The organism is Streptomyces flavotricini (assembly GCF_020639365.1).
In the GTDB taxonomy this organism is placed as follows: domain Bacteria; phylum Actinomycetota; class Actinomycetes; order Streptomycetales; family Streptomycetaceae; genus Streptomyces; species Streptomyces flavotricini.
Map to the genome: position 1 here is coordinate 2372935 of NZ_JAINUL010000001.1, position 22738 is coordinate 2395672.

Below are 22738 nucleotides of genomic sequence, written 5' to 3' on the forward strand. Positions count from 1 at the left end.
CATGCCGCCGCATGATCCTGCTGCTGTCGACGTCCGACACCGATCTGCTCAGCGCCCGCGCCGCGGACGGCCCCGTGCCGTACCGGTTCGCGAACCCCTCCCGCCTTCCCCTCGACGACCTCCCCGCCCTGCTCGACGGCGTCGACCTGGTCGTCGTACGCCTCTTGGGCGGCCTGCGCGCCTGGCAGGACGGGCTCGACCTGCTCCTGGCGCCGGCCCAGACCCGCCCGGTGGTCGTCCTCACCGGCGAACAGGCCCCGGACGCCCAGCTGATGGAGGCCTCGACGGTCCCGATCGGCATCGCCGCCGAGGCGCACGGCTACCTCGCCCACGGCGGCCCCGCCAACCTGGACCAGCTGGCGCGCTTCCTCTCCGACACCGTGCTGCTCACCGGCCACGGCTTCGAGCCGCCCGCCGCGGCGCCCACCTGGGGCCCGCTGGAGCGCACCCCGGTGCGCCCGTACGGCCCGCGCATCGCGGTGCTGTACTACCGCGCCCACCAGATGAGCGGCAACACCGCCTTCGTGCACGCGCTCTGCGACGCGATCGTGGAGACCGGCGGGACGCCCGTACCGCTGTACGTGTCCTCCCTGCGCACCCCCGAGCCGGAGCTCATCGCCCAGCTGGAGTCGGCGGACGCGATCGTCACCACGGTGCTCGCGGCCGGCGGCACCAAGCCCGCGACGGCCTCGGCCGGCGGCGACGACGAGTCCTGGGACGCGGGCGCGCTGGCCGGGCTCGGCGTACCGATCCTGCAGGCCCTGTGCCTGACGGGCTCGCGCAGCGCCTGGGAGGAGAACGACGAGGGACTGTCCCCGCTCGACGCCGCGACGCAGGTCGCCGTGCCCGAGTTCGACGGCCGCCTGATCACCGTCCCGTTCTCCTTCAAGGAGCTCGACGAGGACGGCCTGCCCGCGTACGTGGCCGACCCTGAGCGTGCCGCCCGCGTGGCCGGCATCGCCGTCCGGCACGCCCGGCTGCGCCACATCGAGCGGCGCGACAAGAAGATCGCGCTCGTCCTCTCCGCATACCCCACCAAGCACTCCCGCATCGGCAACGCGGTCGGTCTCGACACCCCGGCCAGCGCCGTGGAGCTGCTGCGCACCCTCATCGCGGGCGGATACGACTTCGGTCCCGTCGAGGACGTCCCCGGCCTGGTGTCGGGCGACGGCGACGAGCTGATCCGCGCCCTGATCGAGGCCGGCGGCCACGACCAGGACTGGCTGACCGAGGAACAGCTGGCCCGCAACCCGGTCCGCATCCCGGCCGCCGACTACAAGCGGTGGTTCGCCGAGCTCCCCGCCGAGCTGCGCGAAAGCGTCGAGGAGCACTGGGGCGAGGCCCCCGGCAACATGTTCGTGGACCGCTCGGCCAACCCGGAGGGCGACATCGTCCTCGCGGCGCTGCGCCGCGGGAACCTGCTCATCCTGATCCAGCCGCCGCGCGGCTTCGGCGAGAACCCGATCGCGATCTACCACGACCCGGACCTGCCGCCCTCGCACCACTACCTGGCCGCGTACCGCTGGATCCAGGCGAGCGCGCAGGACGGCGGCTTCGGCGCCGACGCGATGATCCACCTGGGCAAGCACGGCAACCTGGAGTGGCTGCCGGGCAAGAACGCCGGCCTGTCGGCGGCCTGCGCGCCCGATGCCGCGCTCGGCGACCTGCCGCTGATCTACCCGTTCCTGGTCAACGACCCGGGCGAGGGCACCCAGGCCAAGCGGCGCGTGCACGCCACCCTGGTCGACCACCTGGTGCCGCCGATGGCGCGCGCGGAGTCGTACGGCGACATCGCCCGCCTGGAGCAGCACCTCGACGAGTACGCGCAGATCTCGGCGATGGACCCGGCGAAGCTGCCGGCGATCCGCGCGCAGATCTGGACGCTGATCCAGGCCGCGAAGCTCCACCACGACCTGGGGCTGGAGGAGCGCCCGGACGACGAGGGCTTCGACGACTTCCTGCTGCACGTGGACGGCTGGCTGTGCGAGGTCAAGGACGCCCAGATCCGCGACGGCCTGCACGTCCTGGGCGGCGCCCCGACCGGTGAGGCCCGGGTCAACCTGGTCCTCGCGATCCTGCGCGCCCGCCAGATCTGGGGCGGTACGACGGCCCTGCCCGGCCTGCGCGAGGCGCTCGGCCTGGACGAGTCCGCGGCCACCCGTACGACCGCCGACGAGGCGGAGGAGGCGGCCCGCGCGCTGGTCCAGGCGATGGAGGACGCGAACTGGGCTCCGGAGGCGGTGGCTTCGGTCGCGGCCGGTCACTCGGCCGACGTGGCGGCCGTACTGGACTTCGCCGCCCGCGAGGTGGTCCCGCGGCTGGCCGGCACGACGGACGAGATCGCGAACGTGGTGGCGGCCCTCGACGGCCGCTTCGTCCCGGCGGGCCCGTCCGGTTCCCCCCTGCGCGGGCTGGTGAACGTCCTGCCCACGGGCCGGAACTTCTACTCGGTCGACCCGAAGGCCGTCCCCTCCCGCCTCGCGTGGGAGACGGGCCAGGCCCTGGCCGACTCCCTGCTCACCCGCTACCGCACGGACAACGGCGAATGGCCGGCCTCCGTCGGCCTGTCCCTGTGGGGCACGAGCGCGATGCGCACCTCCGGCGACGACGTGGCGGAAGCGCTCGCCCTGCTGGGCGTCCGCCCGGTCTGGGACGAGGCCTCGCGCCGCGTCACGGGCCTGGAGCCGATCCCGCTCGACGAGCTGGGCCGTCCCCGCATCGACGTGACCCTGCGCATCTCGGGCTTCTTCCGGGACGCGTTCCCGCACGTCATCGGGCTGCTGGACGATGCGGTACGGCTGGCGGCGGGGCTGGACGAGCCCGCCGGCCAGAACTTCGTCCGGGCCCACGCGCAGGCGGACCTGGCCGAACACGGCGACGAGCGCCGCGCGACGACCCGCATCTTCGGCTCGCGTCCGGGCACGTACGGCGCCGGCATCCTCCAGCTGATCGACTCCCGCGACTGGCGTACGGACGCCGACCTCGCGGAGGTCTACACGGTCTGGGGCGGCTACGCGTACGGCCGCGGCCTGGAGGGCCGCCCGGCCCGCGCCGAGATGGAGACGGCGTACAAGCGGATCACGGTGGCCGCGAAGAACACGGACACCCGCGAGCACGACATCGCCGACTCGGACGACTACTTCCAGTACCACGGCGGCATGGTGGCCACGGTCCGCGCCCTGCGGGGCACGGCCCCGGAGGCGTACATCGGCGACTCGACCCGCCCGGAGACGGTCAAGACCCGCACGCTGGTGGAGGAGACGTCCCGCGTCTTCCGCGCCCGTGTGGTCAACCCGAAGTGGATCGAGGCGATGCGCCGCCACGGCTACAAGGGCGCCTTCGAGCTGGCGGCGACGGTGGACTACCTCTTCGGCTACGACGCCACGACGGGCGTGGTGGCGGACTGGATGTACGACAAGCTGACGGAGACGTACGTCCTGGACCCGACCAACCGCGCCTTCCTGGAGGAGGCCAACCCCTGGGCCCTGCACGGCATCGCGGAACGCCTCCTGGAGGCCGAGTCCCGCGGCATGTGGGAAAAGCCGGACCCCCAGATCCTGGAATCCCTCCGCCAGGTCTACCTGGACACGGAGGGCAACCTGGAGGCCGACTCGGAGTAGCCGCGCCCGGTAAAAGGCCGTCCTCCTCACCTGTGACAGGTGAGGAGGACGGCTTTTTCCGTAGCGGGGAGACGATGCCCCTGCAGCGTCAGCTGAGCCCGACGGTCACCTCGACCGCGACTCCGATACATCCGAACAACGCAAGGCCTGCTCCGATGAACCGGTACACACCGGTCTGGTAGGCGTCAAAGACACCGAACGTCACGGTGGCCATCAGGTCATTGAACCGGTCTGCGATTCCCTTGACATTGAGTGCCAGCAGGAGCCCGACCGCAGCGAACAGTGCCATGAAGACGATGGAGGGCACGCTCGCCTCGGAAGACACCCGTCCTGCCGTGGTGATCATCGCGTGAGCCTCGTCCGTCATGTATGCCACTCTACTTTCACCTCCAGTCCATGGTGAACAGGTGCCCGATCCTGGTGCCGTAGGTCTGACTGACGCCTACCTCCGCACCGACACCTGCACCCGCGCTGAAGCTGGTGGTTCCCACGGGCTCGTTGCGGCTGTTTCTGGAGCCGATCGACCTCTCATGGGCCGTCGAGACCGACAGCCCGTAGGACACCGTCGCGGTACCGCCCCAGCCGTCACCTCGCAGCTGCTCGAAGTCCGTCGCATTACTGCGCATACCCGAAATCTGCAGGTTGCCTCCGAACGAGGCGGCCTCGGTGCCCTTGCTGAAACTCACTCCGTAGTCGGTCTTGCCGTCCGGGCGGTCGGTCGCAAGCAGGCAGACAGAGGCATTGCCACCTCCGCCGAGCCCGAGCGAACCGCCCAGACATACCCCGCTGGTGTCGTTCGCCTCAAGAGGCAGGACGTACTTGTCCCACTTGTCACTGAACCACCCCGTTGCCTTCTCCCACAGGCTTCGGCTGTCGCTCTGCGGATGGGGTTCGGAGGCCGCGAGCACCACGACCGGGGGCGGCGGCGGAGGCGGCGCCTGGGTGCCGTTGCCGGACCGGCCGCTCGAACCGCCGGAACGCCCGCTCGAACCGCCGGAGCGTCCTGAGCCGCTCGAGCTGGAGCATGCCAGGTTCTGGCACCCGTAGTGCTTGTAGCGGACATAGTCCTCCGACACGGTGCCGCCGACGGATTCCACGATGGTCTCGTAGCGGTTGCCGTAGTCGTACGGGTCGTTGCCGTTGTGGCACTTGTACATGCCGCTGGCGCACTCTTCGAGTTGCTTGCCGGTGGGGTCCCAGAACGTGAACGGGTTCTGGTTGGAGTAGGTGTATCCGTGGAGCTGCTGCGAATCCTTGAGGTCCATGATCGGGTCGACGGATATGAACCGTCCGGTCACGGGGTCGTAGTCGCGGGCGCCGATGTGGGTGAGCCCGCTGTCGGTGTCCTTGGTTCCGCCGACGAACGTCTTGTCGCCGACCCAGCCGGCCGGCTGGCTGCCGCGGGCCTCGCCGAACAGGCCGGTCTTGCGGCGGGTGACGGCCTGGGTGGTGTCCGCGGTGATCTGGGTGGTGCCGGTTCCGTGGTGGTCGGTGAGCGTGAAGGTGAGCTTGCCGCCCTCGCGCATGGCGACGCCGTCGTAGTAGCGGGTGCCGGTGACCTTTCCGGTCTTGTCCAGGTGGAGTTCATTGCCGCTCGGAAGGTAGAGCGTGGTGCTCTTGGTGTCCTTGCGGAGCAGGCGCTGGCCCGCGGCGTCGTAGAGGAAGGAGTTGCCGGCCGTGCCCTGGGTGAGGGTCTTCAGGTGGCCTTCGGTGTCCCAGTCGAGGTACTGGGTGTCACCGGTGCCGCTCTTGCGGGTCTTGGTGTTGCCGCTCTCGTCGTAGGTGAACGTCTCGTCGTGGACGTCGGTGCCGGTCTGGGTGACCTTGGTGAGGTCGTGCTTTCCTGTGGTCGGCGCCGCGTACGTGCGGACGGTGTCTGCGGTCGGGCCCGAGGCCGTCTTGTGCTTGGTCTCGGTCTTGCGGTTGCCGACCGCGTCGTAGGTGTACGTGGTCCAGTACGGGTCCTCACCGCCGACGACCGTCGCCGACGGGGTTGCCGCGCAGGCTTCGCCCTTGTTGGTCCACGCCTCGGTGATGCGGCGCAGGGCGTCGATGTTGACGCACTGGGTGTCGGTGGTGCGGGCGGCGTCCTGCCCGTACGCCGTGGCGATCGAGGTCAGGTTGCCAGCGGGGTCGCTGGTGTACTTGGTGTCCTCGATCCGCTGGGGGGCGAGGTCACGGTCGGTGTAGGAACGGCTGACGGCGCCGGTGTGCTCGTCGTACTCGGTGGAGCGGTACAGGCGCTGGCCGACGGCTCCGAGTTCCTGGCGGGTGCTGCGGCCGTAGTGGTCGTAGGTCATGGCCGAGACGAGACGGCTGCTGCCGGCGGCCATGGAGTTGAGGAGCCCGGAGACCGACTTGTAGGTGCTGCCGACCGTCTCCGCCGGGAGGTCGCCCATGGCGGGCTGCTTGGTCGTCAGGAGCTGACCGGCGATGTTGTAGGTGTTCGTCCACTGGTAGGTGCCGGCCAGCGCCCCGGTGTCCGGGGTGGAGGGGATGGTCACCTTCGTGGCGAGGGGCTGGTAGAGGTTGTTGTAGGAGAGGACCTCCGACTCGTACGCCTTGCCGTCGACGAAGCGCGTGGACTTCGTCACCTGCCCCTTGACGACCGTGTCGTAGACCTGAGCGGTGAGGGTCGTCGCACCCTGCTTCACCGTGGTGGGGCGGCCGAGTTCGTCGTAGTCCGTGTGCACGGTGATGCCGCGGGCATCGGTCACGTCGGTTGCCCGGTCACCGCCGTCGTAGGCCGTCTTGGTGACGCCCTTGTCCGGGTCACTGTCCTCGATCCGGCGGCCGCGGACGTCGTAGGTGTACGTCCACTTCGCGTTGGCCGGGTCGGTGACCTGAGCCAGCTGGCCCAGCTTGTTGAAGCTGTACAGCGTGGACTGCGAGGTCGTGCGGGCGGCGTTGGTGTACTGCTTCGTCTCCACCGTGCGGCCCAGTGCGTCGACGACCGTGGTGGTCGCGGTCCCGCCCTGGGGCGGGATCACGGTGGTGGTGTCACCGGTGTAGCTGGTGGTGGCCCGCTTGGTCTCGGTGCCGAACTTCTTCGAGATCACCGCGGTGGGCCGTCCGGCGCCGTCGAAGACGGTGTCGGTGGAGGCCGGGTAGTTGAGCTCCTGTCCCGTCACCAGGTCGGGCGAGGGCGCACCGTCGGCGTAGTAGGAGCCGGAGCTCCGCCATGCCAGGCCGCGGGTGTCGTAGAACGTCTCGGTGACCAGACGCCCGGACAGGTCGGGCGACTGCGTCTGCGTCTGGCGCTCGCGCAGCAGACCGTCCCGGATGGAGTAGACGGTGGAGTACTTGTAGTCGTGCGTCAGCGTCTTCGACGTGACGACGCTGGGTCCGTCATTGCGGACCGTGTACTCGAACACGCGGCTGGGCGCGTTCGGGTTCGTCTCGATCGGCCAGTTCGGCAGCCAGACCTTCACCAGCCGCCCGAGGGCGTCGTACTCGGTACTCGTCACCTTGCCGTTGGCGTCAGTGACCTTGGTCGGCTGCGAGTGAAGCGGATCAAGGTCCGACGTCGTGGTGTGACCCAGCGGGTTCGTCACCGTCATCGAGGACGCCGCCTCGCCCGAAGCCGGACTGTAGGCCGTCGTGGTGACCTTGCCGTAGGCGTCCGCCGTGGCGAGCGCCCGACCGTAGACGTCGAAACACAGCTCGTTCTTCGCGGAGCCACATGTCGACGGCACGGTGGAGACGGTGTCGTAGCCGTCGCCCTTGCCGTTGATCTTCTCGGTCTTCGTCACCAGGCCCGAAGCCGGAACGGTGCCCAGCGCGCCGTTGTCGAAGTAGGTACGGGTGTCGGAGACCACGTCGACGGGGCGGCTGACGGCCGTACCGCAAGGCACGCCCACCGTCTCGACACGGCTGTGCCTGTCCAGGATCCAGCTCGCGGTGTTGCGCGCGTAGGTGGTCGTGGTGCAGGACTCGTCGCCCGTCTTCGCGGTGTCGCCGGCATTCGACTCCCAGTCGACCATGCCGTACTCGTCGAAGTGACGGGAGGTCTCGGTCGTTCGGGTACCACCGGTCACGGTGGTGCGGGTGGCCTCCTTCTCCGTACCGGTCTTGTACGCGACCAGGTCGGGCAGGCCCGAACGGACCCGCTTGGCCACGAGGTCCGACCGCCAGGGCGTCTTGGAGGTGGCGCTGATCAGCTTGGCCGTGTCGTCGCCCTCGTAGGTGGCCGACTCGCGGACCATGCCGGCGAACTCGGGCCGGTCGGTGACCGCGACGCCCGCCGAGTCCTTGGCTTCCTTGCCGTCCAGGCCACGGAAGTACCGGGTCTCCGACAGCGTCTTGGGGTCGGAGGCCGCACCCGTGCGGGTCTGCACCAGCCCGTAGCCACGGGCGACGGAGTGCACGCGGTCGTCGGCCTTGGTGAACTCGCTGGTGTCCTTGTCCCAGGCCGCCCCACCGACGTAGGCGTACGAGGTCACCTTGTCCGGCGTCGAGGCGAGGTTGTCCCCCTCCACGATCTCGGTCACCACATAGCTGTTGAACCAGTCGACCTTCGACGTCTCGCCTTCCCAGGCCCACTTGACCGGGTAGCAGCGCGTCGTGTTCGTCTCGTCCGGCTTCGGCAGCGTGGTGGGCGTGCAGTCGGGCTGCGAGTAGGTGACACCGATGGTGCCACCGCTCTCCGTGGTCACCTGATACATCCGCAGCCGGATGAACGGCGCGAGCCCGTCACCGGTGGCATCCACACGGTTGGGCCGCTGCTCACCGGCGAACGTGACCGGGGGAAGCGGGATGTCCGTCGCGGAACCCGACTTCGCCGTGCGGGTGATGGACTTCAGCCACATCGGGGTGGAGATGCCGTCACCCGCGGGCGGGAAGTTCTGATCCAGGGTCCAGGAGTCGACGTCCTGGTACGCGCCACCGGTGAGGACCTTGGTGTTGATCCCCGTCAGGCGCTTTCGCGACCAGAAGGTCGGCGACCACTGGCCCTTGCACTCGGTGGACCCGTCCTTGCAGAACAGGTCGAACGGCACGTCCGGCCAGTTCTTCGAATTGGTCTCGTCGAAGGTGCCGCAGGTGCTCAGGCAGCGCTCGGAGACGTCGAAGGTGACCTGGCCCATCGCCTTGGCGGTGTAGACGCTGTCGGAGCGCAGGCCGTAGTCGATGTGGTCGAGCCAGCCGCCGCGGATGTACGGGGTGACCGTGCCCTTGCCCGTCGTCGACGACACGTTGCGGGTGTAGTTGTTGGTCTCGGTCTTCCAGTAGTACGCCATCGCGGCTCCGCCGGGGGCGACGACGTAGTCGAGCTGCCAGCGCCAGGCCTGCTGGCACCAGCCGCTCGCGAAGGAGGCGTTGTAGCAGGGCTCCCCCGCCTGGTTGCCGAACACCGGGACCGTCCACGCGGAGTTCGTCGTCGGCGTGGACGCGTCCTTCCAGCCCGGCAGCCGGTTCAGGCCGAAGAAGTACTGCGTACCGTCGGTCGTGGTGATCTTCCAGTGCTCACCGTCGTTGTCGCCGTTGTTGGCACCGGTGAGCTTCTCGACCCTCTCGCCCGAGTCCGTGGCCGGGTGCCAGCCCTTGCCCTGCTCATAGACCAGCTCGGTCGACTTGCCTCCCAGCGACATGGTGGCGTTGTCGTTGAACCAGCACTGGTCACCCACCTTTGTGGTGTTCGTGCCGCCGGTCTTGTCGTCCTCACAGGACTTGTACCGTCGCTCGATGAACCCCGGCTCCCAATTCCAGCCGTCACCGATCCAGGACGCCTGGCTGTTCGCCGCGCTCATCCGGCCGTCGACCGACTGCGAGCTGTAATCCAGCCCGATCTGCGGAGCCTGACCGCCCGCAACAGTGGGGACGTTGATCCCGTACGACCAGTTGAAAGCACCGGTGGAGCCGCCCGAGGACCAGGAGCCCGAGGGCTGGAGCGAGGTCGCCTTGTAGTCACCCGTCGGGCCGGCGTCACCCGCCGTCGCCGCGAGGACCGTCGCGCCCGCAGAGCCTGCAGCAGCCGGAGCAGCCTTCGCTCCCGCCGACTTCGCCGTGCTGCCCGGCGTCATGACCTGCGCGGACAGCTTGCCCGCGCGCGTGTCGTTCTGCGTCTGCAGCGGCTTCTGCGTACGGCACTCCGCACGCTCCGGCGTCGTCAACGCACACGCCGGAAGCTCCACCAGGTGCAGACGCGAGGCGTAATCGCCGCCGTACGCGCCCCGGAAGGAGTTGTAGTCCACCTCGACCTTGGCCGACCCGGACCGCGCCGAGCCGTCAGAACGGCCCACCGACAGCAGCACGCCGTCGATACCGGCCTTGCGCGCCGCGTCCTTGCCCGCGACGGAGACCTTCACCTTCGACGGCGCCTCGGCCGCCTTGCCCGGAGCGGTGTACACCGCGACCGGGAGCTTGCCCGCCCGCTGCGCCCCCGAACCGACGACAGGAGACTGAGCCGCGCCGGAGAGGAACAGCTTCCCCACCGGGCCGGGAGCCGGGGCCAGGTCGACCTCCGCCGAACCCGCCGCAGGCCAGGAGACCTTCGGAGCCTTCCACGGCGTCGCCGCGTCATCGGCCTTCTTCGCCCCACCAGCACGGACCGGCTTGACCGGCACCGCCTTCGGCTGCTTCAGCTCCGACAACGAAGGCCCCGATTTGCTGTCCGCTACCGCAACAGCGCCAGGGAGCATGCCCGAGAGGACCGCTGCGGCCAACGCCACAGAAAGTCCTCGCATGCGAGATTTTCTCACACCCCACCCCCACCATCCATAAGAATTTACCGGCGCAGACTAACAGGGCAAATTCACCACTCCGGGCTCTCATTGACGGATTCCATAGGGCTACCGTAAACGGCAATTCCCGCAAAGTGGATCTTGCGGAACAATGAGGGCAGCACGCCTAAGACTGACATAAAAGATGCAGGTCAGAGTGGGCAGATGTGGGCGCGCCACGTAGAGTCGTCCCGGAATATCCAACAGTTGGAGTGTGCGTGAGAAGAAATAAGGCCCTCCCCGGTTCGCCGGGCGGGCGGGGGGTTTCGAGGGTCATTTCCGTGGCCCTGATAAGCGGAATGGTCGCCACCGGATTGGCTGTAATGCAGCCTCCGACTACCGCCGTCGCCGCGACCGACCCGGTCGCCGACGGCTCCATGAGCCCGGCCGACTTCGCGCTCGCCAAGGCGAAGGAAACGGGTCAGCCCTACGAGCTGACCTCGGCGCGGACCGAGACCTCGGACACCTGGGCGCTGCCGACGGGCAAGTGGACCGTCAAGCGGTACGGGACGACGGTGCGCGTGCGGCGGGCCGGCGCGTGGGTGGCGACCGATCCGACGCTGCAGTTCGCGGCGGACGGCACCGTGGCCCCGAAGGCGTCGGCCGTCAGCATCGCCTTCTCCGGCGGCGGCACCGGGCCCCTGCTGACCGGGGTCAGGGACGGCCGTACGCTCTCGCTGACCTGGCCGAAGGCGCTGCCCAAGCCGACTCTGGCCGCGAACGTGGCCACCTACGCCAACGTGCTGCCGGACGTGGACCTGCAGCTGAAGGCCGACGTCGAGGGCTTCTCGGAGCTGCTCGTCGTCAAGACGGCCGAGGCCGCCAAGCACCCCGACCTCGCCACTCTGAAGTTCAAGCTCGACACCGTGGGCCTGAACGTCTCGTCCAATGCCACGACCGGCCTGCTGAGCGCCGTGAACCCCGCGGGCCAGACCGTGTTCACCGCGTCCGCGCCGATGATGTGGGACTCCACCACGACCGGTGCCGCCGCCGCTCCGCAGGCCAAGACGGCGGCCCGTTCGCTCGCCGCCGCGGCGGACGGCGGCGAACCCCCCGCGCCCGCCGACGCCTTCGTGACCCCGTCCGGGGCCAAGGACGCGCAGATGCCCACCGCCGTGACCGCCGGCAACCTGGAGATCAAGCCCGACCAGGCCCTCCTGACCGGCGCCACCACGAAGTACCCCGTCTTCATCGACCCCTCGGTCGCCTGGGGCGAGCGCCAGAACTGGGCCTGGGCGTACCGCAGCTGGCCGAAGAACTCGTACTGGAACACCAAGCAGGACGTCCGCGTCGGCTACGAGAGCGACACGAACGGGCTCTCGCGCTCCTTCTTCCAGCTCGACACCGCCAACCTCAAGGGCGCCCAGGTCACCAAGTCCACGTTCCGCATCAAGGAGACGTGGTCCTGGTCCTGCACGCCCACCCCCGTGGAGCTGTGGACCACCGGCCCCATCTCCTCCGCGACCACGTGGAACAGCCAGCCCGGCAAGGGCACCAAGCTGGCGACCGTCTCCGCCGCCAAGGGCCGCCCCGACTGCGGCGCCGGCAACCTCGAATTCGACGCCACCGCGGCCGCCCGGGAGTCCGCGTCCAAGGGCTGGTCGAGCGTGACGCTGGGCCTGTACGCGTCCAACGAGGGCGACCAGTACCAGTGGAAGCGCTTCGACCCGAAGACGATCACTCTGGAGACGGAGTACAACAACCCGCCCCGGACCCCCGCCGACCCGGGCACGTCGCCGTGGGTGCCCTGCGTCGAGGGCGGCAAGATCGGCAACACCACGGTCAGCCTCTACTCGACGGTCTCGGACCCCGACTCCGGGAACCTGAGCGCCGAGTACCAGGTCTTCAAGGCGGGACAGAGCACTCCCGTCGCCACGCAGACCGTCCCCGCCAACAACGGCAAGGTCGCCACGTGGAACGTCCCCGACGCCAGCCTGCCCAACGGCGACTACACCTGGAAGGTCCGCGCGACCGATCAGGACAACGCAACTTCCGCCTGGTCGCAGACCTGCAAGTTCTCGGTCGACCGCAACCGGCCGACCAAGGCGCCGAAGATCAGCTCGACCGTCTTCCCCGACGGCAAGAACGGCTGGCCCGCCACTACCGGCAAGGCGCGTACGCCGGGCTCGTTCACCCTCGCCGCCAACGGCGTGCAGGACGTGACCTGGTACGGGTACTACACCGACTGGAACCCCGAGCTGAAGAGCTCCACCGTGGCCCCCGGTGCCTCGGTCAGCGTCCAGCTGACCCCGCCCGGAGCGGGTCCGCACTTCGTCTACGCCTTCAGCCAGGACGCGGCCGGCAACCGCTCGGACACCACGGCGTACCTCTTCTACGCCACCCGCTCGGCTGCCCTGGACGCCCCCGGAGACCTCAACGGCGACGGGAACCGCGACATCTGGAGCAGTGACTCCTTCGGCAACCTCCTCACCTACGCCGGCCAGGGCAACGGCAAGTTCACCCCCGGGACCAGGGCCGGAAAGAACTTCAACGGCGCCCGCATCGACGCGCTCGGCGACTGGACCGGCGACGGGTACAACGACCTCGTCTCCCTCGAACAGCCGGCCGGTATGACGGCCAAGAAGCTCTTCAGCTACGCCAACGACGGCCAGGGAGCGGTCAGCGACCCCGTCGAGATGACGGTGGCGTGCCCCGTGAAGAATCCCGGCGCCGGATGCGACTACGGTCCGGACTGGAACGGTGACGACCACTGGTTCAACGCCGAGCAGGTCCTCGCGCCCGGCGACCTCAACGGGGACGGCACGCCCGATCTGCTGGTCAAGCAGGGCAAGCAGCTCTGGGCGTACTACGGCAGCATCTTCGGCACCCTGGACGACAACGGGAAGCCGGTGCTCGTCGGCAACACCGACTGGGACAAGTACACCGTCGTCGCCCCCGGCGACGTCAACGGGGACAAGGTTCCCGACCTCTGGCTCCGGGACAACGCCACCGGCGACGTCCTGCGCACCTACGGCAAGAAGAGCCCGGACGGCACCACCGCCGTCGACCTCGCCACCTGGGGCACCCAGACCCGCACCAAGATCGGCAGCGGCGTCACCCAGGCCGCCTTCCCGCAGATCGGCTCGGTCGGCGACGTCTCCGGTGACGGCGTGAGCGACCTGTGGGCCCGTCAGACGGACAACACGGTCCTCGGCTGGAACGCGGTCGCCTCGGGCGGCACCGTCACGTCCTTCTCCGGCTCCTACCAGATCGACTCCGTGCCCGGAGCGAAGATCCCGGCCGGCACCACCCTGGCCTCCGGCGAGGAGTTCAACTCCGGCAACGCCAAGCTCGTCATGCGGGCCGACGGCAACCTGGTCCTGACCACCAAGGACAACAAGCAGATCTGGTCCACGAACACCGGCGGCAACAACGGCGCCATGGCCCGTATGCAGAACGACGGCAACTTCGTCGTCTACGCCGCCAACGGCACCACCGCCCTGTGGAGCAGCAAGACCGGCACCCCCTACTCCTACGCCGTGCTGCAGAGCCGCGGTGTGCTGGCGATCTACAACGGCTCCGGCCAGAGCCTGTGGACGAGCGGCTCGCAGAGCCGGCCCGACTACAACGGCGACGGGTTCACCGACGTCCTCGCGCGCGATCCGCACGGCGACGTGTGGGTCTACCAGGGGACCGGTGGGACCGGCACCGGCACGCTCGGCAGCCGCTACTTCATCGGCAACGGGTTCTGGCGCGACTACTGGACGAACCTCTACACCGCCGACCTCAACAACGACGGCCGCACGGACATCGTCGGCCGCACCAAGGAGGGCGACCTCTACCTCTTCCCGGGTACCGGCGGAACCGACACCAACTCCTTCGCTCCCCGCTACCTCATCGGTGTCGGCTGGAACGGCTACGACCTCGGCTTCGGTGACGTCAATCTCGACGGCCGCACCGACGTCTTCGCCCGTGACGGGAACGCCGACCTGTGGGTCTACCCGGGCGCCGGCGGAACCGGCACCAGCACGCTCAGCGCACGCACGTTCATCGGCAACGGGTTCTGGCCCGGCGGATGGGAGACCCTGCGGTACGCCGACATGAACGGTGACAGCAAGATCGACATCGTGGGGCGCACCGACAAGGGAGACGTGTACCTCTTCCCCAACGCCACCGGTGCGGACGGCAAGATCTCCTTCGGTGCCAAGACCTTCGAGGGCAACGGCTGGTGGGTCGGCGGATGGACCCCGTACCCCACCGACCTCAACAGCGACGGCGCCGCGGAGCACGTCGGCGTGCTCGACAACGGGGAGCTCTACGATTTCCTGCCGAACCAGGGCCGCGTCCTGATCGGCAACGGCTGGAACGGCTACGACGTCATCCTCTGACGGCACCGCCGGGAACGCTGAACGTTGAGGGGTGAGGTCCCGTACGGGACCTCACCCCTCAGCCGTGCCGCGCGAACGGCATCCGATTCACCTGAAGCGGTGAACTCTTCCTTGTATCGACGGCGGGAGGGGCAGGGTCCTGCTGATCTCGTGCGGGGGGCCGCAGGCAGGAGCCCCCGCGCCCTCGGACGAAAGGTCCAGCCCGCCGTGACACAGCCGTTTCAACTGCCGGATTTCTATGTGCCGTATCCGGCGCGCCTGAATCCCCATCTGGAGGCCGCGCGAGCGCACACGAAGCAGTGGGCCCGCGGCTTCGGGATGCTGGAGGGGTCGGGCGTCTGGGACGAGCGGGACCTCGACGCGCACGACTACGCGCTGCTGTGCTCGTACACCCACCCCGACTGCGGCGGCGACGCGCTCGATCTGGTCACCGACTGGTACGTGTGGGTCTTCTTCTTCGATGACCACTTCCTGGAGGTCTACAAGCGGACCCAGGACCGCGAGGGCGCCAAGAAGTACCTCGACGGGCTGGCCGCCTTCATGCCGATGGATCTCGCCGACGGGTTCCCCGAGCCGACGAACCCGGTCGAGGCGGGCCTCAGGGACCTGTGGTCGCGGACCGTGCCGTCGATGTCGATGGACTGGAGGGAACGGTTCTCCGAGTCGACGCGGAACCTCCTCAACGAGTCGATGTGGGAGCTCCACAACATCAACATCGGCCGTGTGGCCAACCCGCTCGAATACATCGAGATGCGCCGCAAGGTCGGCGGCGCCCCCTGGTCCGCCGGGCTGATCGAGTACGTGTCCGCCGAGGTGCCGGCCCGCGTCGCGCACGCGCGCCCGCTGCAGGTGCTCCGCGACGCCTTCTCCGATGCGGTGCACATCCGCAACGACATCTTCTCCTACCAGCGCGAGGTGGAGCAGGAGGGCGAACTCTCCAACGCCATCCTGGTCCTGGAGACCTTCCTGGACTGCACCACCCAGGAGGCCGCCGACCTGTCGAACGACCTGCTGACCTCGCGGCTCCAGCAGTTCGAGTACACGGCCCTCGCCGAGGTCCCCGCGCTCGCCGCGCAGCACGGGCTCGACCCCGTCGAGATGGCGTCCGTACTCGCGTACGCGAAGGGCCTGCAGGACTGGCAGTCCGGCGGTCACGAATGGCACATGGTCTCCAGCCGCTACATGAACAAGGAGGCCAAGGGGGCGGCCGCCGCCCCGCTCACCCTGCCCTTCCTGCCCACCGGACCGGGCACCGCCGCGCTCGACCTGCGCGCGCTGTTCACGCCCCGCTCCATGGAGCTGCGCCGGCGCAGCTTCACGCACGTACCGTTCCAGAAGGTGGGCCCGTCCTTGCTGCCCGACTTCTACATGCCGTTCCCGCTCACCCTCAGCCCGCACCTGGACCTGGCCCGCCGCGAAATCGTGCGCTGGTCGAGGGAGATGGGCCTGCTGGATCCGCAGCCCGGTGACCCGGGCTCCGACATCTGGGACGAGGACAAGCTGGTCGGCATGGACTTCGCCCTGTGTTCGGCGGGCATCGACCCCGACGCCACCGCCGAGGCGCTGTGCCTGAGCGCGCAGTGGCTGACCTGGGGCACGTACGCGGACGACTACTACCCCAGGGTGTTCGCCGGGGCGAAATCCCCGGGAGCCGCCCGGGCGGCGACCGACCGGCTGATCTCCATGGTCCCGGTCGATCCGGCCGAGGCCCCGGAGCCGGTCACCGCGATGGAGCGGAGCCTGAAGGACCTGTGGGCCCGGACCGTCGCCGGGATGGGCCCCGCGATGCGCGCGGAGTTCCGCGGGCACGTCATCGGGATGCTGGACAGCTGGGTCTGGGAGGTCGGCAACGCCGTCGTGAACCGGATTCCGGACCCGGTCGACTACGCCGAGATGCGCCGCTTCACCTTCGGTACGTACCTGACGATGTTCCTGGCCAAGTTCGGCCATGAGGACGACGGCGTGCCGCCCGAGGTCTACCGGGACGGGGTGATGCGCTCGCTGGAGAGCGCGGCGGCGGACGTCGGGTGCATCACCAACGACCTGTTCTCGTACCAGAAGGAGATCGAGGTCGAGGGCGAGGTGCACAACCACGTCCTGGTCACCCAGAACTTCTTCGACATCGACTATCCGCAGGCGTTCGCGATCGTCGCCGACCTGATGGCGCAGCGCACGAAGGAGTTCGAGCACATCCGCGACCACCAGCTGCCGGTGCTGTACGAGGACCACGGGCTCGACGCGCGGGCGCGGGCCTCGCTCGACGCGTACGTACGGGAGTTGGAGGACTGGATGGCCGCCGTCCTCAACTGGCACCGGAGCGTGCGCCGTTACCGCGACGAGGACCTGCACCCGAAGTCCGCCGGGGGCGTCCGGGGGGCGCGGCTCGGCCAGAGCTCCTCGTTCGGCATGGCGGCGGCCCGGATCTCCCTGCCCGCCTGATCCCCCGGAGCCCGGCGGCGGGGGCGGTCCGCTCGCCCGCCCCCGCTGCCGCCGTCCCCGTCGCCGGGCGGCCCCGTACGCCTCAGAACTCGTCCGCCGTGTGCGGCAGCAGCGGAGTGCTCAGGGCCGCGTCGAGGGCCGCCGCCGCTCCGGGTGTCCGCTCCGCCACCAGGCCCGCGGCGGCCAGCTCGGCGACCCGCGTCCCGCCCAGGTAGCAGGCCGCGAGGTCGCGTACCTCCAGCTCCAGGTCGGCGGGGGCCGCGGCGGGCTCGTACGTCGCCCCGCCCGGCCCCGCCTTCAGCCGGAACCGCCCCGCGTTCCCCGGCAGCCGTACGTCGGCCAGCTCCAGCACCACTTCCACCGGCGCGGCCCAGGACCGCCGGGTCAGCGCCGCCCGTACGTCGACCAGGCGCAGCCAGAGCGCCGGGAACTGGGCGGTGACCCTGACCTGGTCCCGGTCGGCGGCGAACCGCAGCAGCGGGTCGTCCGGCGGCCGGCCCCACGCGCGGACCTTGCCGGTCAGATCGAGGCCGGCCAGGCAGTCCCACAGGGCGGCGGCCACCGCCGGGGTGTCCGCCTCCAGTTCGTCCACGCGGACCAGGCCGGGGCTGCGGGCGGGGCCGCCGTCGCCCTCGTGCTTCGTGCGGTAGAGCACGTACCCCGCGATCGGCTTGCCCGGATCGCCGATGACGATGATCCGGGGCGGGCCCAACTCCTCGTCCTCCTCGTCCTGTTCGCAGAGCCAGGACTCGTTCCAGCGCACCGCGTCGCGGGTCGGGCGGCCGGCCCGCCCGGCGCGGGCGGCCTCGTGGTACGGCCCGATCACCGCGAGCGCGTCCCGCGGGTCGACCAGCCTCAGCGGGCGCGGGTCGGGCTCGATGCGCAGGGCCAGCGGGCGCGTGGAGTCGATCTCGATGGTGGCGCCCTGGGTGGCGCAGCCGTAGCCGAAACGGCCGTAGATGGCGGATTCGGAGGCCCACAGGGCGGCGATCGGGGCGCCCGCGGCGCCCGTGCGCCGCAGCTGCTCGTCCATCAGCGCGGTGAGCACGCCGCGGCGGCGGTGGGTGGGGGCGACGCTGACGAAGGTGAGCCCGGGGCAGGGCAGGTCCGCCCCGGGCACCGAGAGCCGGAACTCGTGCGCGGCCATGAACCCGACCAGCGCGTCCCCGTCGTACGCGCCGAGGCGCGCGCAGTGGCTCAGGAGGGCGTGGTGGCGTTCGCGGCCCTCCTCGTCGGGGCGGTCGTGGAAGACCAGGTACGCGAGCTCCAGAGCGCGGTCGATGTGGGCTTCGGGTACCTCACGGATGTCCACCATGATCCGGAGACTAATCGGTCATCGAGGACCGGTCACCCCATAAGGGCCACGGTGGCCGGAGGGCGCCGCTACCGCGGGCCCGTCCAGCCCGCGGGGACGTGGCCGAGGCGGACGCGCTGCGGGTGGTCGCCGACGGGGACGGACACCCGCTTGGTCCCGGTCGCGAAGTCGATGGCGGTGACCTGGTCCGCGCCGCTCTCGGAGATCACGCAGGCCGTGCCGTCCCCGTCGACGGTGGCCCAGTACGGCTTGTTCGCGGGCACCAGCGGCCCCTCGGTGAGGGAGGCGCGGTCCACGACGGTGACGTAGTCGTCCATGGTGCCCGCCACGCAGAGCCTGGCCCCGTCCGGGCTCATGGACATGCCGTGGTGGCGGGAGTCGTTGACCCAGGTGGTGCGGTCCGGGTTGGTGGCGGGGTTGCGGGGCAGCTCCTTGATCCGGGTGATCCGGTCGCCGGCCACGTCGTACTCGACGACCCCGTTGAAGAAGGACACCTGGAAGTAGAGCTTCGACTCGTCGGGGCTGAAGGACATCGGGCGGACGGCGTCGGAGAGGTCCGGGCGGCCGAAGGCGTCGAGCCGTTCGCGCATGTCGATCACGCGGACCGTACGGAAGGTCTGCGCGTCGACGACGGTGATCTTCCGGTCGCCCTTCGTCCAGTCCAGCCACGACGCGTCGAGCGCGGAGGTCACGTCCCCGATGGAGCTGTTCCACAGGAAGCGGCCGTCGCGGCTGAAGGTGTTCTCGTGGGGTTTGTCGCCGGTCGGGAAGGAGCCGAGCTGCCGCCCGGTGGCGATGTCGAGGACGTGCACGGTGTTCGCGGTGGAGGCGGAGACCGCGACCCGGGTGCCGTCCGGGGAGACCGCCATGTGGTCGGAGCGGAAGCCGGCCACGGGGAAGCGCCAGTTGATCCGGCCCGTGCGCACGTCGATCGAGACGACGTCGGCGAAGCTGGGGCGGGAGGCGACCACGGCGGAGCCGTCGGGGGTGGTGTACATGTCGTCGACGAACTGGTCGTGGCCCTCTCCCGCGCCGCCCCGGATGCCGAGGAAGAAGGCGAGCTTGATCGGGTTGAGGTAGATCTCCCGGAGCCGCTCCTCCTTGTCGGGGATCATGTCGAGCCGGCCGATCTTGGCGAGGTCGCCGGTGGAGGCGAGCACGTCGGCGGTGCCCTCCCAGTTGTTCCCGACGAAGAGCACCTCGCGGGCGCCGGGGCCGTCGGCCGCCGCGGGCCCCGCCACGAGCGCGGCGGCGGCCAGCACGGAGCCGGCGAGGAGCGTACGTGCGAGGGTGCGGGCGGTGCGGGCGGTGCGGGCGGTGCGTACGGTCCGGGACATCCGCTCAACTCCGTTAAAGGAAGGCGCTGTTACCGGCCGGTAAAATAGGCGGGACGGCGAAAGGGCGCAACCCCCGCGGGGTTGCGCCCCAAGTCGTCCTCCAGCGCCTTTCCGGCGCCGCCCTTCAGGCGACCGAGCCGATCCTGCCGATCACCGTCTTCGAGGTGTCCGGGTGGATCGGTATGTGCGCCCCGGTGAGCGCCGCGCCCGAGCCGCCGCGGCGGTTGGCGACGATCTCGGCGGCGATGGACAGCGCGGTCTCCTCCGGGGAGCGGGCGCCGAGGTCCAGGCCGATCGGGGAGCGCAGCCGCGCGAGCTCCAGCTCGGTCACGCCGACGTCCCGGAGCCGCTTGTTGCGGTCCTCGTGGGTGCGGCGGGAGCCCATGGCGCCGACGTAGGCGACGGGCAGCTTCAGGGCCAGCTCGAGGAGCGGGACGTCGAATTTGGCATCGTGGGTGAGCACGCACAGGACGGTCCGGCCGTCCACCACGCCCGCCGAGGACTGGGCCTCCAGATAGCGGTGCGGCCATTCGACGACGATCTCGTCCGCCTCGGGGAAACGGTTCTTCGTCGCGAATACGGGCCGGGCGTCACACAGGGTGACGTGGTAGCCGAGGAACTTGCCGATCCGCACCAGGGCGGACGCGAAGTCGATCGCGCCGAAGACGATCATCCGCGGCGGCGGCACGCTGGACTCGACGAGCACCTTCAGCGGCTCTCCGCAGAGCCGGCCGTCGGCGCCGATCTCCAGCACGCCGGTCCGGCCGGCGTCGAGCATGGCGCGGGCCTCCTCGGCGATGGTGCGGTCCAGCTCGGGGTGCCCCCCGAAACCGCCCTCGAAGCCTCCCTCGCCCCGGACGAGCACGGCCCGGCCCAGGAGCTCGGCCGGCCCTTCCGCGATCCGGGCGACCGCCGCGGCCTCGCCGCGGGAGGCCGCCGCCAGCGCGGCCGCCAACACCTCCCGGGCGGGGGATCCCACGGGCACCGGGGTGATGAGGATGTCGATGATCCCGCCGCAGGTCAGGCCCACGGCGAAGGCATCGTCGTCGCTGTAGCCGAAGCGCTCCCGGACGGTCTCGCCGTCCTCCAGCGCCTGCCGGCACAGCTCGTACACCGCGCCCTCCACGCATCCGCCGGAGACCGATCCGATGGCCGTGCCCTCGCTGTCGACGGCGAGCGCGGCTCCGGGCTGCCGGGGCGCGCTCCCGCCGACCGCCACCACGGTGGCGACGGCGAAGTCTCGTCCCTGCTCGACCCACCGGTTCAGTTCTTCGGCGATGTCCAGCATTGCGGCCTCCTCGGAGGGGTTCGGTTACCAGTATCGGATGCGTGGAGGGTCAGGGCCGGATCACCGGCGCCGCCTCACTTCACCCCGAGCCATGCCTCGATGGGGTGCTCCGCGAAGAAGACCACGAAGATCACGGTCAGTGCCCACATGAAGGCACCGATCTCACGGGCCTTGCCCTGTGCGATCTTGATGGCCACGTACGAGATCACGCCGGCGGCGACACCCGCAGTGATCGAGTACGTGAAGGGCATGAGCACCACGGTCAGGAAGACCGGGATGGCGGTCGCGCTGTCGGCCCAGTCCACGTGGCGGGCGTTCTGCATCATCATCGCGCCGATGACGACCAGGGCCGCGGAGGCGACCTCACCCGGGACGATCTGCGTGATCGGGGTGAAGAAGAGGCAGGCCGCGAAGAAGAGACCGGTGACGACCGAGGCGAGGCCCGTACGGGCACCCTCGCCGACACCGGTGGCGGACTCGACGAACACGGTCTGGCCGGAGCCGCCGGTCAGGCCGCCGATGGCACCGCCGGCGCCGTCGATGAACAGCGCCTTCGACAGGCCCGGCATGCGGCCCTTGTCGTCGGCCAGCTTGGCCTCGGTGCCGACGCCGATGATGGTGGCCATCGCGTCGAAGAAGCCGGCGAGCACGAGGGTGAAGACGATCATGCCGATCGTCATGGCGCCGACGTCGCCCCAGCCGCCGAAGGAGACCTGGCCGAAGAGCGAGAAGTCCGGCATCGAGAGGGCGGACCCGTCCAGGGTGGGGGCACCGTTCTTCCAGGCCTTCGGGTCGACGTCGGCGACGGCGTTGACGATCGCGGCGACCACGGTGCCGCCGACGATGCCGATCAGGATCGCGCCGGGGACCTTGCGGGCCTGCAGCATGAAGATGGCGAGCAGGGTGATGCAGAAGATCAGGACGGGCCAGCCGGCGAGCTGGCCGACCGGGCCGAGCTGGACCGGAGGAGCGAACTCCCCGCCGTTGCCGACGAAGCCGGCCTTCACGAGGCCGATCAGGGCGACGAACATGCCGATCCCCATGGTGATGGCGTGCTTGAGCGCGAGGGGGATCGCGTTCATGATCATCTCGCGGAGGCCGGTGACGACCAGGAGGCAGATCACGACGCCGTACATCACGCACATGCCCATGGCCTGCGGCCAGGTCATCTGGGGTGCGACCTGCGAGGAGAGCACGCCGGAGACCGACAGCCCGGCGGCCAGGGCCAGCGGGACCTTGCCGACGAAGCCCATGAGGAGCGTGGTGAGGGCCGCGGCGAAGGCCGTGGCGGTGATGAGAGCCTTCTGGCTCATGGTGTCTCCGGCGACGTCCTTGCCGGAGAGGATCAGCGGGTTGAGCAGGAGGATGTACGCCATGGCCATGAAGGTCGTGACTCCGCCACGAATCTCATTGCCGACGTTGGAACCTCTGTGCGTGATGTGAAAGTACCGGTCGAGCCAAGAACGCCCGGCGGGGGTGCGAGAGCCGTCGCCGGCCTCTTCCGCGCTGGTCTTGGGCTCCACAGACGACTGGGTCATGGTGCCTAACTCCCAAGGTTCAAAGGGGCACCCGCATGAAGATTGGAGACGCGGGATTTGGGAAACTCCGTTTGGCTGCACGACCCGGGGTGACGGCCCGAGGCGACGCGAAATGCACTGCGTGTACTGCGGGTACTGCGGGGGTTCTGCGGTA

The 22738-nt window shown here is 69.8% G+C and carries 9 protein-coding genes; 3 read left to right on the top strand and 6 right to left on the bottom strand.

Annotation, left to right across the window (positions count from 1 at the left end; all coding sequences use genetic code 11):
• Nucleotides 1-11: 11 nt before the first annotated feature.
• On the top strand, nt 12-3620 hold the full coding sequence (cobN, locus tag K7B10_RS10765; protein ID WP_229335897.1) for a cobaltochelatase subunit CobN: 3609 nt from the start codon (nt 12-14) through the stop codon (nt 3618-3620).
• Between the two features lie 88 nt (nt 3621-3708).
• On the opposite strand, the gene K7B10_RS10770 is transcribed toward cobN, so the two are convergent.
• The gene (locus K7B10_RS10770; protein ID WP_229335898.1) at nt 3709-3987 is read right to left on the bottom strand and encodes a hypothetical protein; all 279 of its coding nucleotides are present in this window, start codon (nt 3985-3987) and stop codon (nt 3709-3711) included.
• Between the two features lie 16 nt (nt 3988-4003).
• Nucleotides 4004-10210, bottom strand: coding sequence for an RHS repeat domain-containing protein (locus tag K7B10_RS10775; protein WP_229335899.1), 6207 nt, complete (start codon nt 10208-10210; stop codon nt 4004-4006).
• Nucleotides 10211-10662: 452 nt separating this feature from the next.
• On the opposite strand from K7B10_RS10775, the gene K7B10_RS40805 reads away from it, so the two are divergent.
• Both K7B10_RS40805 and K7B10_RS10790 read left to right on the top strand, forming a co-directional pair.
• A complete protein-coding gene (locus K7B10_RS40805; RefSeq protein WP_267501368.1) occupies nt 10663-14667 on the top strand; it encodes an FG-GAP-like repeat-containing protein in 4005 nt (1334 codons plus the stop codon).
• Between the two features lie 207 nt (nt 14668-14874).
• A complete protein-coding gene (locus K7B10_RS10790; protein ID WP_229335900.1) occupies nt 14875-17106 on the top strand; it encodes a terpene synthase family protein in 2232 nt (743 codons plus the stop codon).
• An 82-nt stretch (nt 17107-17188) separates the two neighbouring features.
• Here K7B10_RS10790 and K7B10_RS10795 read toward each other — a convergent pair whose 3' ends face one another.
• The 4 genes from K7B10_RS10795 to K7B10_RS10810 form a co-directional block, all read right to left on the bottom strand.
• Nucleotides 17189-18421: a GNAT family N-acetyltransferase gene (locus K7B10_RS10795; RefSeq protein WP_229335901.1), complete on the bottom strand. Its 1233-nt coding sequence runs from the start codon at nt 18419-18421 to the stop codon at nt 17189-17191.
• A 68-nt stretch (nt 18422-18489) separates the two neighbouring features.
• Nucleotides 18490-19758, bottom strand: coding sequence for a YncE family protein (locus tag K7B10_RS10800; protein WP_229335902.1), 1269 nt, complete (start codon nt 19756-19758; stop codon nt 18490-18492).
• Nucleotides 19759-19882: 124 nt separating this feature from the next.
• Nucleotides 19883-21046 carry an XdhC family protein gene (locus tag K7B10_RS10805; protein ID WP_229335903.1) on the bottom strand — a complete coding sequence of 388 codons (1164 nt, stop codon included), beginning with the start codon at nt 21044-21046 and terminating at the stop codon, nt 19883-19885.
• A 74-nt stretch (nt 21047-21120) separates the two neighbouring features.
• Complete coding sequence (locus K7B10_RS10810) at nt 21121-22584, bottom strand: NCS2 family permease (protein ID WP_229335904.1); 1464 nt, start codon at nt 22582-22584, stop codon at nt 21121-21123.
• Between the last annotated feature and the right edge of the window lie 154 nt (nt 22585-22738).

Coding starts and splice junctions, on each gene's coding strand:
- cobN (WP_229335897.1), top strand. CDS start 12: ATGATCCTGCTGCTGTCGACGTCCGACACCGATCTGCTCAGCGCCCGC.
- K7B10_RS10770 (WP_229335898.1), bottom strand. CDS start 3,987: ATGACGGACGAGGCTCACGCGATGATCACCACGGCAGGACGGGTGTCT.
- K7B10_RS40805 (WP_267501368.1), top strand. CDS start 10,663: ATGCAGCCTCCGACTACCGCCGTCGCCGCGACCGACCCGGTCGCCGAC.
- K7B10_RS10795 (WP_229335901.1), bottom strand. CDS start 18,421: ATGGTGGACATCCGTGAGGTACCCGAAGCCCACATCGACCGCGCTCTG.
- K7B10_RS10800 (WP_229335902.1), bottom strand. CDS start 19,758: ATGTCCCGGACCGTACGCACCGCCCGCACCGCCCGCACCGCCCGCACC.
- K7B10_RS10805 (WP_229335903.1), bottom strand. CDS start 21,046: ATGCTGGACATCGCCGAAGAACTGAACCGGTGGGTCGAGCAGGGACGA.
- K7B10_RS10810 (WP_229335904.1), bottom strand. CDS start 22,584: ATGACCCAGTCGTCTGTGGAGCCCAAGACCAGCGCGGAAGAGGCCGGC.